Origin of the sequence: Xanthomonas sp. MLO165 (assembly GCF_018831305.1) — a bacterium.
Classification (GTDB): Bacteria; Pseudomonadota; Gammaproteobacteria; order Xanthomonadales; family Xanthomonadaceae; genus Xanthomonas; species Xanthomonas arboricola.
In genome coordinates, this window is sequence record NZ_CP029263.1 from 647,704 (window position 1) to 661,671 (window position 13,968).

Genomic DNA, 13,968 nt, shown 5'->3' on the forward strand with positions numbered 1-13,968 from the left:
GGGTATGAAGATGCCAGTTCTGCAAGTATTATTGGTTGAAGACCAAGACTCAAATATTGATTCTTGGATGGATAGGGCTGAATTTTATAACGCTGATGCGGATAAGCGTGGATTTAGTGTGGCTACATTGACCGCAAAATCTGTATTTGAAGCGAAGTCATGCTTGGCAAATAATAAAATTGATGCAGTTGTTGTTGATTTGAGGCTTCAGCCAAATGCACAAGATCAGCCTAATGATCATGGTAACTCTTTAGTGAGGTACGCCTATCAAACACATCCAGTTGCTATTGCCATTTATACAGGTCAGGGGCAGGAGGCAGAAACTGAACAATATCCGCAGGTGGAGGTATTTGATCGCGGTGACGGGGTAGATCAAGTATTTGAATGGCTAGACCGTCAACGACCTATGCTCATGAAGTTGCAATCGACTCGGGAAGCGATTGAGCGAGAAACCGCGCGCGTTTTTTTTAAGGCTATTTGGCCTCGCTGGACCCACTGGGCGGCGAATGATCCAGACATATTTTCACCAATGCTGGCTAGGCATGTAGTAGCTCATATTCATGATGCTCTTCTCGACGCCGATGGCGGATGTGCACATCCGGAAGAGACTTATTTTCTTCCTCCGATAAAAGATCGGCTGGATACCGGTGACCTGATTAAAAAGGCAGACGGGCTTTGGATTGTAGTGACCCCGCGCTGCGATCTTGCAAGCCCTAACAAAGTTACTTCTGTATTAGTTGCAAAGTGTCTCGATATCTCAGATCGTTGGAGAGCTGCAAAGCCAAAAGAGAAAAATAAAGTTGCTCAACATGATGGGTCTGCTAAATTGCATTTTCTGCCACAGTTGTTAGATGCCGCCGGACTTCCTCTAGGTCCATGGTTCGCTCAATTCAATGAGCTTAAAGCAATTCCAATTGCTGAAGTGCCAACTGAGCTTTCAAACCATAGGTGGGCTTCCCTCACTCCTCAATTTGTGCCCTCTTTAGTAGAGCGTTTTGGAGCATACTTCGGAAGAATTGGAACGCCAAATTTCTCTTCAGAATAGTGCCGTTAACAGAATTGGTTAGAGCGTAGGTATCTCTATTGGATTGAAATTTGGGGGGGCTGATTCCATCGAATGTCTTTTAGACACTCTTTTCCCTGCAGGAAATTAATGAGCTCGAGTAGTGCTTGAGGTGCTACTCTTCTTAGAGCACATTCCCAAATTATAGCGACTCGCCAGCCAAGATTTTGTAGGTCGCTTACTGCGACAACGTCGCGCTCTATGTTGGAAAGAATTTTCTTTGTCCAGAACTCAGTTCTAGTACCGGGAATTTTAAAATAGGGGCAGTTCTCGTGGGCATGCCAGAAGCAACCGTTCACAAATATGGCGGTGTTATATCTGGCAAGGACAATGTCTGGGCAACCGGGAAGATTCCTTCGATTTAGTCGATAGCGGTAACCGCGTTGATGGAGGAATTTCCTGACTAATATTTCTGGCTTGGTGTTCCTGCCTTTGATGCCGGACATCATTTTTGAGCGCTGAGCAGGTGTGACGATGTCGGTCATGTGAAGAATCCTTTATTGGTCGCTATGGCGGCTTGTTAGCCATAAATTTATAGCTTTCTCGGCATCCTGTCGGCTTGTAAATTTCTCAGTGTCATAAATGTAATACGCGTAACCGGCTTGTGGGTGATTGAGGTAGCCAGGTAGCAGGCTGCCTTCGAAGCCTTCTTGCTCAAGTGCGTCTTGAATGGCTGAGAAATGAACATTGATAGTTTCGCGATAAGGAGCGAAACTATGCTCATCCGTAACAAAGCCCGTTTCAGCTAATTCTCTAAGTGTTGCCGCGAGAAAATCGGCGGTTAGTACGGTATCAATAGGCTGATGGGCCACAATGTTTTCCAGTAATTAAAAATTGCTTTACGGCATTTGGTAGGAATTAATTTTCGTGATGCCCGCACGGACGGTATGTTTTTACGATGATGCGATTTTAATCTATTAAATAAGTAATTTATAGCGCTGCTCTTATTTTGGATCACAGGTCGACGCGATGTGCTTTCGGAGACTCTTCGCTCAATCATACTGTACAGAGGTTGACATTGCCGCGAATTCGCTGCAGCCTTCGGATTAAGGAGCGTCGAAACTCCGTACATAGCGGCACCCACCTCCGTCAAACCGGTGGGTTTTTTGTGCCTGCATCCTGTGCAGGTACAAGCCGACGCAATGCCTGCGTCGGGAGGGCGGCTAATACAACACCCGCAAGGGGAATATGCCCGCCGACTATGTACGGTTTCGAACCTCCCGACATCCCGTCGCCGTTGGCGGCGGTTCTTGGGTTGTTCCAGGAGGGCATTGCCATGTCTACCGCACCATCCATGCCGGCATCTGTACCGGTTGATCTGTTGCCAGCTTCCGCTCACCGCCTGCGTTGGGATGTGGGCGAGGTGCTGCGCCGGCGCGTCGCACGCGCAGCTGTTGAGCAGGCGAGCGCCCATTCCGCGCATCCGCCGGGTTGCCAGCTCGCTGTGTTACCGCACACCTCGCGCCACACGTTCGCACGCAGAGCCGTGGTGTTGCAGCAGTGCGTTGTCGCATCCACCAACCACCAGCCGGAGGCGCCATGACACGCCGCCGCCCACCTACGGCATCTGCCAGCGCACGGCCCATCCGCACGCATACGCGCCCCACGCCGCCCAAGCGGGTGCAGTGGGTTGTTGTGGAACCCGACCGCACCAAGCTGCCACCGATGCTGCCGCCCGACCCGGACGCCTCCCCGCAAGGCCCCGGCACGCTACGCGCACCCCGCCGCGCCCGCCGCCCGCGCCAATGCACCGTCAGCTACACCCATTACCCCGGCGCCCACGACCACGCCGGCGACCAGCACGTGCCCCACGTCCGCCTCAGCGGCCTATGGCTGGAGCAACTGGGCTTTGCCATCGGGACCAAGCTGCGCATCACCGCCAGCGAAGGGCAGCTGCTGATGGAGGTGTTGCCGCCGGTGGAGGTGCCTGCAAAGCAGCTTAGGGCGCGTCGGTGAGCGCCGCCCGCCGCATTGAGCTGAATCCGTCGGCCGCTAGCCGATCTTGCGAACGCAGAACCACGTGAAGTACTTGCTGCCGCCGCCTGATTTGAGGTCATTGACGTGTTAAATTTCAGCGACACTCTTAGCGCAGGATCAGAGAGATGGCTCCTCACCTTGGGAAATCCCATGGCCGGCAAGTTAACCAAGGACGTAATGCCTTCCCTCAGGTAACGTTGTTACCAATTGCACTGCTGGCACTATGCACCTTTCATGCGGGATGTGCCCCCAGCACTCCACGCGATCAATCGGCCGTAGCGGCTGCAAAGCCCTCCGTTGAAACCAGGAGCAAAGACGTGACGGAACGCCTCAAGCAAGATGTAGATCGTTTGATCGCAACTGACTTCCAAGACAGCGCTGCCATCAGTGCTCAACTTCACACTCAACTCGGACCACCCCAGTTGGACGGGGAAAGAGAGTTGCGTGTCAGCGAGAGTGGTGTACTGGCAGGTGAGAAATTGCAGCGCGTTGAATTCAGTAATGCAACAGATGATCCATCGCGTGGAAAGTTGTTGATCGATTTTTCTCCGCCTGGTCCAACCTTTGTGCATGCCCCCTGGGCAGATGCTATGCCCTATCCACCACGTCCGGATGCACCCGATTCGAGAGCATATTGGGTGATGACGGTTGACCGTACAAAAGTCACGTTTGGTCTGACTGAAGACCAGGCGCACCTAAGTTATATCTCGATCAATAAAATGTGACTAAAGGCTTAGTTGCTCAAGCAAAGGAAATGCGATGGAAGGCAATGAAGAATCAAAAATTCCGCAACCTAAGCAGGTGGGTGCATCATCTGCCGGCGCACCGCCCACCTCTCCGCTGAAAGACCCCGCACTTACTCCATTTCTTGCTCAGTCACCTACGCTACAAGCAGGCTTATCTCAGCTCAAGCGTGATGGCATAGGCGTTGTGTGGGGTAATGCAGGCGGGGGCACTTACATAGTGCCTGACAAGGAGATCGTGATTGACCAGAATGCGATCGGCAAGGGCGGGCGACTCGCCGCATCGCTCTCGCATGAGATTGGTCATCATCGGTTCGCCGAGCCTCCTGATTATTCGTCCAAACAAGCTTATGTGAGTAACATGCTCCGCGGCGAAGCTGCAGCAACGCTCAGTAACGCACTGGTTCGGCGTGAGATTTTGAATAATCAAGGGCCAGATATTGGTATCGCTGGTAGCGGAAATAGGCCGCAGCAGTACGAAGCAATTGCCGATCAACAAATGGCAGGCCGCATCACTCGCAATGCGGCGTTGAATCAGATCGCCCAGATATTCAAGACGGAACAACCTTCGGTTGGGCCAAGTAAGACATACGAGCAATATTATGGCGATTACTACGACAAACACATTGTCCCCTGGAAGGTTAAACAAGGGCGGCCGGAGCCCGGAGCCGTTAGTGATATCGCTTCTTCTGATGTGAAGCAGGGTGGACTTGGCCCTGAATCACCCTTGACACTACCGAAGACCCCGTTGTTGCCCTCACAGCCAGGCCATGCGGACCACACGCTGTACCAGCAGATCAAAAGTGGTGTGTTGCAGCTCGACGCCCAGCACGGCAAAGAGTGGGACGGGGCAAGCCAGCGTATGACCGCCAGCCTGCTTGCGTTGGCCAAAGAGGAAGGGTTGTCGCGGGTGGATCATGTAGTGCTCAACAACCCAACAGGTCAGCTGGCCGGCGGCGAGAAGGTCTTTGTCGTCCAGGGCGCCCTCAACGACCCGGCACACCAGCGCACACACATGCCGACGGTGGACGCCGTGCAGGCACCAGAGACCCAGTCGTTCGATCGCGTGCAGGCAATCAACCAGACTCAGGCCCAGGCACGTGAACAGCAGCAGGCGCTGGAGCAGTCGCAGCAAGCCGTTACCCAGACAGGACCATCAATAGCGCGCTGAGATATTCCATGTCGTCGGTACCGGCTGTCACTGAGTGCGACGAAGGCTGAGAGGTGCCTGTGAAAAATTCGCTGATCTACGTCGTGTTCTGTTTTCTCGTTACAACGGGTTGCACCTGGAGATTCGCTCAATATGGGATGGATAAGCCCTCCGGCCCCTCACTCTGTGCAGAGGTTCTGGATTGGGAGAGCACAAGCACACCTCAGGCGCTGCGAATGACGCCGCAGATCGTCGAGGACGAGAACGGCCGGTCTTATCATTTTGATCTCGGTGGACGAAAGGGGCTGCGCTATCTGGATGCGAGTTGTGGAATCGGTGTTTATGCTGAATGCAGCTTTGACGCAACTTATTCGAATGGGCATGTCCTTCGATTTTCTGAGCTGTCGACATTTAGCCTCTGGAAAAGTCGAGAGGAGTTCTATCTCGTCTATCATGTCGTTGCCCCTGAGGGGGAGTTGGAGAAGGGATTGCGAAGAGTCGTCAAGGTGGATGATCCGCCCTCAGAGATCTGCAATCAGATCGGTGACTACTCAAATTTAATGTAGTTGCCCGATCAGGATGTCAACGACTTGCTTAGTTGCCTGGGTCCGGAATTTATCAGGAGGGCAAATCGCTACTCCTGCCAAGATGCGCGTGCATTGCGCTTCTGGTTAAACATCGCTCTACCGCAGGAAGGGGCCGCGCCGTATGTCATTCGTTATCTTCCGTTCTTACGTTTCGGCATCGGTCGCAGTGGTCGTTGCCGCCTTGGCAGGATGTGCCATGACCGAGCCACCGATCTCAAAGAAACAGTTTTCCGAACATGTTGTGACGCTGCTGGCCGGCAAGGACTCGGCGGTGGTCGAAGCCGGCAAGCTGACCGATTTCCCTTGGAAGACGCTGTGCTTCGAGCGCGATGACAGTCTGTTGCTGAAGTTCGATCGCGACGGAGAGACATCCGTGCTGCCGTTGCCCTATGAAGAGTTCTTCGTGGATGAGGCACATGTGAGCAATTCCCTTGAGGACAGCTGTGTCACGCCATCCGATCGCATCCTGATCAAGAAGAAGTCTCCGGGCTATCAAGGGCCTGTCGAGTTTCAGCGGGTAGCGCGCGCAGTTGGGTTGAGCCGCGGTCGAATCTGGGGGTCTGTGCAAGCCAGGTATGCGGTTGCGCAGGAGTATGTGGGCATCGGGACAAGCTGAGCCGCGCACCACGTGTGGCTGGTCGAATTTGATAGTGAATGCTCTAGTTCTTTTGCCTGGCCAGCGCTTTCCTGCATAACGCAAGATTGGTTCGTGCTGCGCGTACGATTGCCAGATAGCGGTCCGCAAGGACCGGTGGCCAGTTCTCCATCACTGCGTCGTCGTCTGTCGCTGCATCTTCGGCATAGGCATTCAACGTTTCCAGACACTGCGCATAAAGCGCGTTCTTGTACTGGGTGATCGCCAGATCATTGCGGATCTCTCCCTCTTCTTCCCAGTCCAGTGTCGGCCCGCATTGCGCCAGGACCGGGGACAGGGTGGTCAATGCCGTCCTGTAGTCCTTGCGGTCGTAGTGCTGCTGAAATGCCGCGCGCGTGCGGGCAAGGGCGTTGCGGCTGCAACCATCCTTGGCCCGCAGGTAAGGTGCTTCGAAACCGCCGTTGTAGCCGCACAAGGATTTGCACTCGACCGGCGTGGTGGTGGTCACGTTGACACCTTCGGCGGTGTTCGCGAATTGCACTTGGCAATCCGTGAGGCCGGTCTCGCTTGTGGCAATGCCTTGTCTTCCATCAATCACGCCTTCCAGGAAGCACATGGCTTGGCCAGTGGTGCTTTCCAAAGAGAATCGTAGCGATTGCTTGTGCCTAGTCAGTAGTAGATGCCCCCATCCCTTTTCGGTGATGTATTCGCCGGGCACCAGGGCGACGCTTGCTGCGGGGTCGTCCAAGGTTGGTGCGAATTCGGGCGCGCCGGCAGGCGGCTGCGCGAGGCATGGCGTGGTGGCAAGTGCCATAGATGCCAGACAGGCCAGCGTCAGAAGGGGGATTTTTGTTTTCCTGTCCATGCGTCTGCTGTGGTGTCCCGGAGGTGATGGAGCGATGGACATCGACATCACCCTTGATGCACATCACCGCAATGCCGCCCGCACAGTCTGCAACGAGGCGGCAAACAGGTCGACGGCGCGCTTGCCATCGTTGTCCTTGATGGTTTTGTCGGCACCCCGGGCCAGGACGAGGGCGTAGTTGGGCGCGCTCTCATCGTTGCTTTCCTGTTCGGCGGCGTAGTGCAGCAGGGTGCGGCCCCTGGCGTCGCGCGCGTTGATGTCGATCCCCAGGCTCAGCAGAAAATCGAGAAAGGCCACTTCCTTCGGGAACGTGTGGCGCGGGAGCCAGTGACGGGCGGTGAGGTTATGCAGCAGGGTTTGCTGGCCCGGTTGCAGGGCCAGCGGGTCCAGCCCCTTGCTCATGATCAGGCGCACCAGGTCCGGCTGGAAGCAATAGGCCAGCGACGAACGGCCATCGGCGTCGGTGCGGGTGGCGTCCGCGCCCAGTTCCAGCAGCGCGGTGATGGGGCTGTCGCCATCGAGCGTGTGGGAGAGCAGCGCCGACTGCAGCGGTGTGTAGTGCTGCGAGTCGTCGGTGTTCTGTGCGATGGCCTGCGCGTTGATGTCGGCGCCGCCGGCGACCAGCACGCGCACCTTTTCGCCGGTGCTGGCGGTGTGCAGCGGCGTGGTGCCGTGGATGTCGCGTGCGTTGGGATCGGCGCCGTGTGCCAGCAGCACGCGTGCGGTGGCCACGCCGCCCCAGCCGAGCATGGTGGTGCCGTTGTCCCAGCGTGCGTCCGGGTCGGCGCCGGCGTCCAGCAGCGCTTCCAGCATGTCCAGATAGTCCTGCAGGCTGAGGTGGTTGTGCAGCTTGCTGTCGACGTCTTTCACCGCCTCCTCGCTGGCCTGCTGCAGGGCGCGCTTGGCGGCGCGATAGCGCGCGCGGGTCTGTGCGTCCTTGGCTTGGGCGATCATTCCATCCAGTGAGTCGAGGCTGCCGATGCTGATGCTGTCGATCAGGTGCTGGCGGTAGTGCGCGCGCGTCATTGCGGCGATCGGCCCGCGGGTGACCACCAGGTCGTGCAGCGGCCAGTACCGCTGATTGGCCCAGCCGTTGACGCGTGCGCCGTGCGCGATGAGCCAGCGCACGGTGGCTAGCGTGCCGTGTTTGACCGCGGTATTGAGCGGCAGCAGCCGTGTATTGAGCGTTGCGCCGGCCTTGAGCAGGCGCTCGATCATCGCCGTGTTGTCGTGCCGGGTGGCGTAATGGATGGCGGTGGAAAACTCCTGGTCGGATGTGGTGTGTTCCATCAGCCAATCGCTGTCCGGCGTGCAGTCGGGGACGGCGCCTGCCAGCAATGCGGCCTCGACGCCGACGAGTGAATTGGCGCGTGCGGCGTCCAGCAATGCGCGATCGGCAGCGCTGCGCTCCACGATCGGCAGCGGCGGCGTATCGGGGTCGGGTTGCGCCGGGTCGCGTTGCAGCCAGGCCAGCCACGCCTTTGAGCCCTGGTTGCCGGCATCCAGGTAGAAGGTGTCGTCTCTCTGGCCGTTGCCGAAGCGCATCCACGAGGCCCATTCGGTGCCGGCCATGCCTAGCGCCGACATCTGGGTGATGAAGCTGAAGAAGTCCGGCGCCAGCGCCAGGCCGTGCAGCATCTCCAGTTCGTGCGAGAAATAGCGTACCGGTTGCCTGGCCGGATCCGCATGCGTGGTGTCGATGGTCAGCCAGTCGCCGTTGATGAGGTTGTAGAAAGCGAACTGGTGTTCCCACAGTGCAGGACTGTTGGGTGCCTCGGACAGATCGCGCGTGGCCAGCTCCTGCTTCCAGTCCAGGAAGACGGGCAGGGCCATCGTATCGATGTGCGTCAGGCTCCACACCGTGTCGCGATTGCAGCTCATCGACGGCAGGTCTTGCTGTTCCATCGCGCGCAGATGCGAGGGCACGTACCAGCCGAAGCTCACCTCCGCCGACAGCTCGCGCAGGACGCGACGCAGTTGGGCGGGGATCGGCAGGCGGTGACGGCGTTCGAGCGATAGCAGCTGGCGTTCTGTCGCAGGCGGGGCGATCCGTAGCGGCGTCACCTGCCAACGGCGCTTGCGGGCGATGGCTTCCATCCAGCGCCATTTTGCCTGCCACTGGCTCCAGCGCGTGTGCAGGGCGCTGTCCTGCTTGGCGCAGGCACCGAGCAGCGTTGAGGTGGTCAGAGCCATGAGGCCGGCATCGAGAAACTGGCGGCGGGAGAGCGTGATCAGAAGCGGTTCCTTGCGTCTGGCGACGGGACGAGGCGTCTGCGGGCAAGCATGCACGTAGGAGCGCTAAACGCGCGACAAGGTCTTGCCGCATCAGCCGCCGACGCGGGTTGGGATGTCGGCCAGGCCGCTGACTGCAGGTGCTGCGTTGCGCTGAAATCCTAGGCGATCACTGGCCGCGTGTGGGGCAGGGGCGGCGCAGGTGTCGTACGGTTGCGTAGGATAGGGCGCACGGAGGCACTCGCATGGACCCGATATCCCATCGCCAGGAACCCCTGGTTTCAGCCACACGGCTGTATGTCCTGCTGGCGCGGGACGCACGCACCGGGGTGATCTTCCGGCGTGGGCCCAGCAAGCAGGTACAGCTGATCCGCTGGGACTTGCGCACGGATACGTTCGAGCACGGGCAGTGGTTCAAGGGCCGCATCTACGAGCGGCGTTGCGATCTGTCGCCGTCGGGGCGGCTGTTGGTGTATTTCGCGGCCAAGCACAAGGGCGATTTCGGAACCTGGACAGCGCTGTCGCGCCCACCGTTCTTCACCGCGCTGGCGCTCTGGCCCAAGGGGGATGCGTGGGGTGGCGGTGGTGCGTTTGAGGACGAGCAGACGCTGCTGTTGAATCATCAGCCGCAGGCAGGCCGCGAGCCGTTTCCGCTTCCGACCGGCTTCGGTCTGAAGCACGGGATGACGGTGCGGCCGTTCGGGCAATGGTCCGGCGGTGGCGAAGACGAGCCGATCGACAGCATGCTGCGGCAGCGCGCTGGCTGGCGAACGCTCGACGGCGGTGAGGGCGAACGCGGCGGTTTGCGAAGCGGCGTGCTCTACGGCTTCACGCGCCCACGCGTGTGGGAGAAGGACGGCAGTGGCGGGCGTCGGCTGCAATCGCTGTTGCGTGCCGTGGGGCGCCAGAACGATGCCTGGTATGCGCTGGATCATCGCGTGCTGGATCGCGACGGCGCCGTGCTGGTGGACCTGCCCGGCACCGACTGGGCCGATTGGGATGGCGGCGACCTGGTGTTCGCGCGCGGCGGCTGCCTGTATCGATTGTGCAAAAGCGATTTCCGGCGCTATTCCGAGCAGGGTGAGCAGGCGGCTCGGCTGCTGCATGACTTCAGCAAGGCGCGGTTTGAGCCGGTGGCACCCACAGCGGAGGCGCTACGCTATTGAGGGGCTGTGCGCGATGCCTGTGCGCTGCCGGCATTGCAAGCGGACAAGGCCTCGGAATGCGGCGCCGCGTTGCCTGCGCGGCGCCGCGGCTTGCGGCAGCAAGATGTCGACCTGCAAGGCCTCCGTACACACGCCTGAGTCGTGCCAGCCGCGTATCGGCGGCGTGGTGCGGCAATCAGGCGCCATCGTTTGCGCGCAGGTGATCGAGCAGCAGCGGGTGCAGCAGCGGTGGCATGGGCGCAGTGCCTGCCCCGTGCTCCCACTGCTGCAGGAATGGCGCCAGCCATTGGCGATGCCAGACAGTTGGACGAGCGCGTGCGGCCAGCCGCTGGCGCAACTGTTCGACATGTGCGTTGGCACGTGTCTGTTCGCCGCACTCCAGGTGGAAGAACACGAATACCAGCAGCACGCTGTCCGGGCTGGCGAATATCACCTCGGGCGGCACCACGCCGTTGTCGTCGCCGTGTTCCAGCAGCTGCAGCCAGGTGTCGGCGGAGCGTTGGAACCAGGGGCCGGCCAGCTGATCGGTGATGCGGCTGAAGAAGTGCACATCCAGTGCGGGCAGTGCCGTCGCCAGACGGGCCAGGGTAGCGCTCAGCACGGCGTCGCTGTGGGCTGGATTCAGTACCCAGCCGCCGTAGTGGCCCACGTCGGCGCTGTCCATGACCTGCCTGCCCAGGAAGGTGGCCGCATCAGCCACGCAATGCAGGTCATGCAGCTGCGTGGTCGCCGCGCGCTGCTGCCAGGCCAGCAGGCGGGCATGCTGCAGCCCCGCCTGGACCATCAGCTCGCCCAGGGTCGGGTCATAGCTGGCCCACAAACACTGACGGCTGCCGTCGTGGTCGCGGATCCATTGCCAACGATGGCTCGCTTCAACCGTGACAGCAGACCAGCCAGCAGCGCGCAGCGATGTGCCCAGGTGTTGCTCCACCAGTTGCGGGAGCAGCTCGCGCAGACGCACCCGCTGACGTGTGGCCTTGTCACGCGCAGTGCGTAACGCCGCAGGCGTGCGCTTGGGCTGCAGGAAAAACCGCAGACCCATCTCGCGCTCGATCTCACCGGAGGTGCCGCTGTCGGCCAGCCGCGGCACGGCCAGGTCCTCGGGTGCGCCACGGCGAGGCTTGAGCGCGCGGAGTGCGGCCAGCGCACGGATGGCGCGCAAGGTGTCGGAAGCGAGCAGGCCGTCCAGGGTGGGCGCGATACCGTCGGCAGCGTCGAAGGTATCGTCCAGCCAGCCGTTGACCAACAGGCCGTAGCAATCGGTGAACAACGCGCTGTCATCGGCCTGGTGGGCGAGGTTGAGAACGTCCCCGAATACTTCTGCCAGCGGTAGCGTGTGGCCGGTGTCTGGTTGGCGGTAGACCACGCGTGCCTGGTCTTGCCATTGCAGATAGACCTCGCCCTGTGCATCCTCCAGCCAACCCGGCGCTTCGGCGGCCAGGGCCTGCGCGCGCAGGGTCGCATCGTCGATCTCCTCGACCGCCGTACGCACCAGCACGCCATTGCGCAGTAGCTCGGTGTGCACGCGGAACCAGGTCAGGCCGGTGTCGTAACGCGCCTGCAGCCCAAGCAGGCTACGCATGAGCGCTGCCTTGTGCGTGCGACTCAAGCTGCCGCGATCGACCAGCTGGACGCAGCGTTCGATGAACTCCTCGATAGCGTGTTGTGACATCCGTGCCTCCTGTACGTCAGTGGTCAACGTGCGGGCATCATCATGCCAGTGGTCCGGGCGACCGCGTGAGCGGGAAAGGTCGCGGGCGGGAGCCGTGCCGCCCGGCGCGGATCCGCTGCCTGTTCGTGCGCTGCTGCGCGCTTTTCATCTCAAGCCAATAACGGAGTCAGGTTAACTTATCAGTCGGCGGTGTTCGGTCTGTGTGGGCGATGAGCGGGCCTGACGCCCGCAAAGCGGTGGGTCTTGGTTTCGACCATTGCGCGGAAGGCGTCGTGGCCCAGGGCTCGCTGCTGCTGCTGCTGCAAATGAAGACGAATGCTGCGACGTAGTTTCGTCCAAGCCGCTGGATCAGTTGCCCGATCCGTCCCGCATCAGGTGGCGTGACTAGCAAGTGCACATGGTTGTCCATCAAGACGTAAGCGTGCAACTGGCAGCCTGTCGCGTGCAGGGCCTCATGCATCAGGTGCAGATAGCGCAATCGATCGCCATCATCCAGAAAGCAGGGCAAGCGGTTGTTCCCGCGTTGCACGATGTGCTGCGGGATGCCGGGAAAGTCGATGCATGGAAGTCTGGCCATGGCACAAGACTCGCAGCCCGGCGTTGGTACTGATAACGAGGAAACCCTCACGAAAACTGAGGCCGTAGCCTGAAATTTGGCTAGGAAGTGAACCTGACCCCGTTAGCGCAGCGTTTCCAGGCATGGCGCGTACTGGGCAGTCTTGTCTTGGACGATTGCCACGTCGTTGCGCATATTTCCCTCCTCGTCCCATCCCGGCGTCTGCCCGCACTGCGTCAGGACGGGAGACAGTGTAGAGAACGCTGCTTGATAGTCCTTGCGGTCGTAGCGCTGCTGAAATACCGCGCGTGCGCAGGCCGGCAACATGCGGTCTCCGCGCTCCTCCAAGCGGAAAGAGCCATGCGGTTTAATTGCCTCGGTTCCCTTAGCTAGTGCGAAGAGACGTACACCGCATCCGCAAATGCCTCGGGAATTGCAAACGTCTCCCGCATCCTCCGCGCCTCGGCCGCCGGCGTGGCACCAAACAACCGCCGGAACTCACGACTGAACTGCGATGGGCTGGTGTACCCCACCGCATGACTCGCCGCTTCCGCCGTCAGCGATTGCCGCACCATCAACAACCGCGCCTGGTGCAGCCGCGTCGACTTCACGTACTGCATGGGCGAGACCTGCGTGATCGCCTTGAAGTGGCTCTGGAAGCTGGGCGCGCTCATGCCTGCTTCGCTCGCCAGTCGCGCCACGTCCAGGGGCTGCGGATATGAGGCGTGAATCAAACGTAGCGCCTGGCTGATGCGACCGAACTGGCCGCGCATGGCCAGTGCACTACGCATGGCGCTGCCCTGCGCGCCCGTCAATACGCGGAAATAGAGCTCGCGTAGCAGTCCCGGGCCGAGGACGGCGGCATCCAGTGGCTTCTGCATGGCCTCGAGGAAGCGCAGGACCGAATCGCGCATGGCGTCGTCCACGGGCGTGGACATCATGCTCTGCGGTGGCTGCAGAGTGTCGGCCTGGCCTTTGCGGTCGATCTGTTCCGCCACTTCCGCGGCGAGCGGGAAGTCGAGATGGAGGTAGAGGGCCAGCAGGGGGTGGGCCGGCGTGGCGTCCGTTTCCATCGTGAAAGGCACGGGCACCGAGACGGCGAGGTACTGGTCCGCGTCGTAAAGGTAGAGCTGGTCGCCGAAGTAGCCACGTTTGCGGCCCTGGCACACGATGACGATGCCAGGGTCGTAAAGCACGGGCGTGCGGGCAAGCGCCCGGTCGGAGCGGAGGATGCGGACGCTCGGCACCGCCGTGAGGTTATAGCCCTCGTCGGGTGCCAGTTCGCGCAGAAGTTTGAGCGTGCGAGCCTTCGGAGCATCCATAGGAATAGGCAAGAATAAAAGCCAATTGTGACTTATCGAC

Annotated in this window: 15 protein-coding genes; 7 read left to right on the forward strand and 8 right to left on the reverse strand. The window is 59.9% G+C overall.

From position 1 onward, the window contains the following. Positions 1–4 precede the first annotated feature (4 nt). Positions 5–1,045 (forward strand): histidine kinase, encoded by a 1,041-nt coding sequence (locus DGN21_RS02810; protein WP_160954856.1) that lies wholly within the window; start codon positions 5–7, stop codon positions 1,043–1,045. Positions 1,046–1,080: 35 nt separating this feature from the next. On the opposite strand, the gene DGN21_RS02815 is transcribed toward DGN21_RS02810, so the two are convergent. Further along, positions 1,081–1,548: a very short patch repair endonuclease gene (locus tag DGN21_RS02815; RefSeq protein ID WP_160954855.1), complete on the reverse strand. Its 468-nt coding sequence runs from the start codon at positions 1,546–1,548 to the stop codon at positions 1,081–1,083. Positions 1,549–1,560: 12 nt separating this feature from the next. Then, on the reverse strand, positions 1,561–1,875 hold the full coding sequence (locus DGN21_RS02820) for a hypothetical protein (RefSeq protein ID WP_160954854.1): 315 nt from the start codon (positions 1,873–1,875) through the stop codon (positions 1,561–1,563). Between the two features lie 727 nt (positions 1,876–2,602). Between DGN21_RS02820 and DGN21_RS02825 the strand changes: the two genes are divergently transcribed. The 5 genes from DGN21_RS02825 (at position 2,603) to DGN21_RS02845 (ending at position 6,136) form a co-directional block, all read left to right on the forward strand. Next, entirely contained in the window at positions 2,603–3,019 is a 417-nt protein-coding gene (locus DGN21_RS02825; RefSeq protein ID WP_184428946.1) for a SymE family type I addiction module toxin, read from the forward strand. 338 nt (positions 3,020–3,357) lie between these two features. Next, positions 3,358–3,765, forward strand: coding sequence for a hypothetical protein (locus DGN21_RS02830; RefSeq protein ID WP_049818005.1), 408 nt, complete (start codon positions 3,358–3,360; stop codon positions 3,763–3,765). Positions 3,766–3,799: 34 nt separating this feature from the next. Beyond that, positions 3,800–4,954 carry an XVIPCD domain-containing protein gene (locus DGN21_RS02835; protein ID WP_237475033.1) on the forward strand — a complete coding sequence of 385 codons (1,155 nt, stop codon included), beginning with the start codon at positions 3,800–3,802 and terminating at the stop codon, positions 4,952–4,954. A 59-nt stretch (positions 4,955–5,013) separates the two neighbouring features. Further along, entirely contained in the window at positions 5,014–5,499 is a 486-nt protein-coding gene (locus DGN21_RS02840) for a hypothetical protein (RefSeq protein WP_241235221.1), read from the forward strand. A gap of 217 nt (positions 5,500–5,716) precedes the next feature. After that, positions 5,717–6,136, forward strand: coding sequence for a hypothetical protein (locus DGN21_RS02845; RefSeq protein WP_241235220.1), 420 nt, complete (start codon positions 5,717–5,719; stop codon positions 6,134–6,136). Between the two features lie 43 nt (positions 6,137–6,179). On the opposite strand, the gene DGN21_RS02850 is transcribed toward DGN21_RS02845, so the two are convergent. Together DGN21_RS02850 and DGN21_RS02855 are read right to left on the reverse strand one after the other, a co-directional pair. After that, positions 6,180–6,980 (reverse strand): hypothetical protein, encoded by an 801-nt coding sequence (locus DGN21_RS02850; protein WP_237475035.1) that lies wholly within the window; start codon positions 6,978–6,980, stop codon positions 6,180–6,182. Between the two features lie 63 nt (positions 6,981–7,043). Continuing rightward, the gene (locus tag DGN21_RS02855) at positions 7,044–9,173 is read right to left on the reverse strand and encodes an ankyrin repeat domain-containing protein (RefSeq protein ID WP_126965219.1); all 2,130 of its coding nucleotides are present in this window, start codon (positions 9,171–9,173) and stop codon (positions 7,044–7,046) included. Between the two features lie 284 nt (positions 9,174–9,457). Between DGN21_RS02855 and DGN21_RS02860 the strand changes: the two genes are divergently transcribed. Beyond that, the gene (locus DGN21_RS02860; RefSeq protein ID WP_126965218.1) at positions 9,458–10,378 is read left to right on the forward strand and encodes a hypothetical protein; all 921 of its coding nucleotides are present in this window, start codon (positions 9,458–9,460) and stop codon (positions 10,376–10,378) included. Between the two features lie 175 nt (positions 10,379–10,553). Here DGN21_RS02860 and DGN21_RS02865 read toward each other — a convergent pair whose 3' ends face one another. From DGN21_RS02865 to DGN21_RS02880, 4 genes are all read right to left on the reverse strand, one after another. Further along, entirely contained in the window at positions 10,554–12,050 is a 1,497-nt protein-coding gene (locus DGN21_RS02865; RefSeq protein WP_126965217.1) for a hypothetical protein, read from the reverse strand. Positions 12,051–12,216: 166 nt separating this feature from the next. Further along, positions 12,217–12,627 carry a transposase gene (locus DGN21_RS02870; protein ID WP_237475037.1) on the reverse strand — a complete coding sequence of 137 codons (411 nt, stop codon included), beginning with the start codon at positions 12,625–12,627 and terminating at the stop codon, positions 12,217–12,219. A gap of 102 nt (positions 12,628–12,729) precedes the next feature. Continuing rightward, positions 12,730–12,933, reverse strand: a complete 204-nt coding sequence (locus DGN21_RS02875) for a hypothetical protein (RefSeq protein WP_126965216.1) — start codon at positions 12,931–12,933, stop codon at positions 12,730–12,732. Positions 12,934–12,995: 62 nt separating this feature from the next. Continuing rightward, entirely contained in the window at positions 12,996–13,928 is a 933-nt protein-coding gene (locus tag DGN21_RS02880; protein ID WP_065032165.1) for an AraC family transcriptional regulator, read from the reverse strand. Positions 13,929–13,968: the final 40 nt, after the last annotated feature.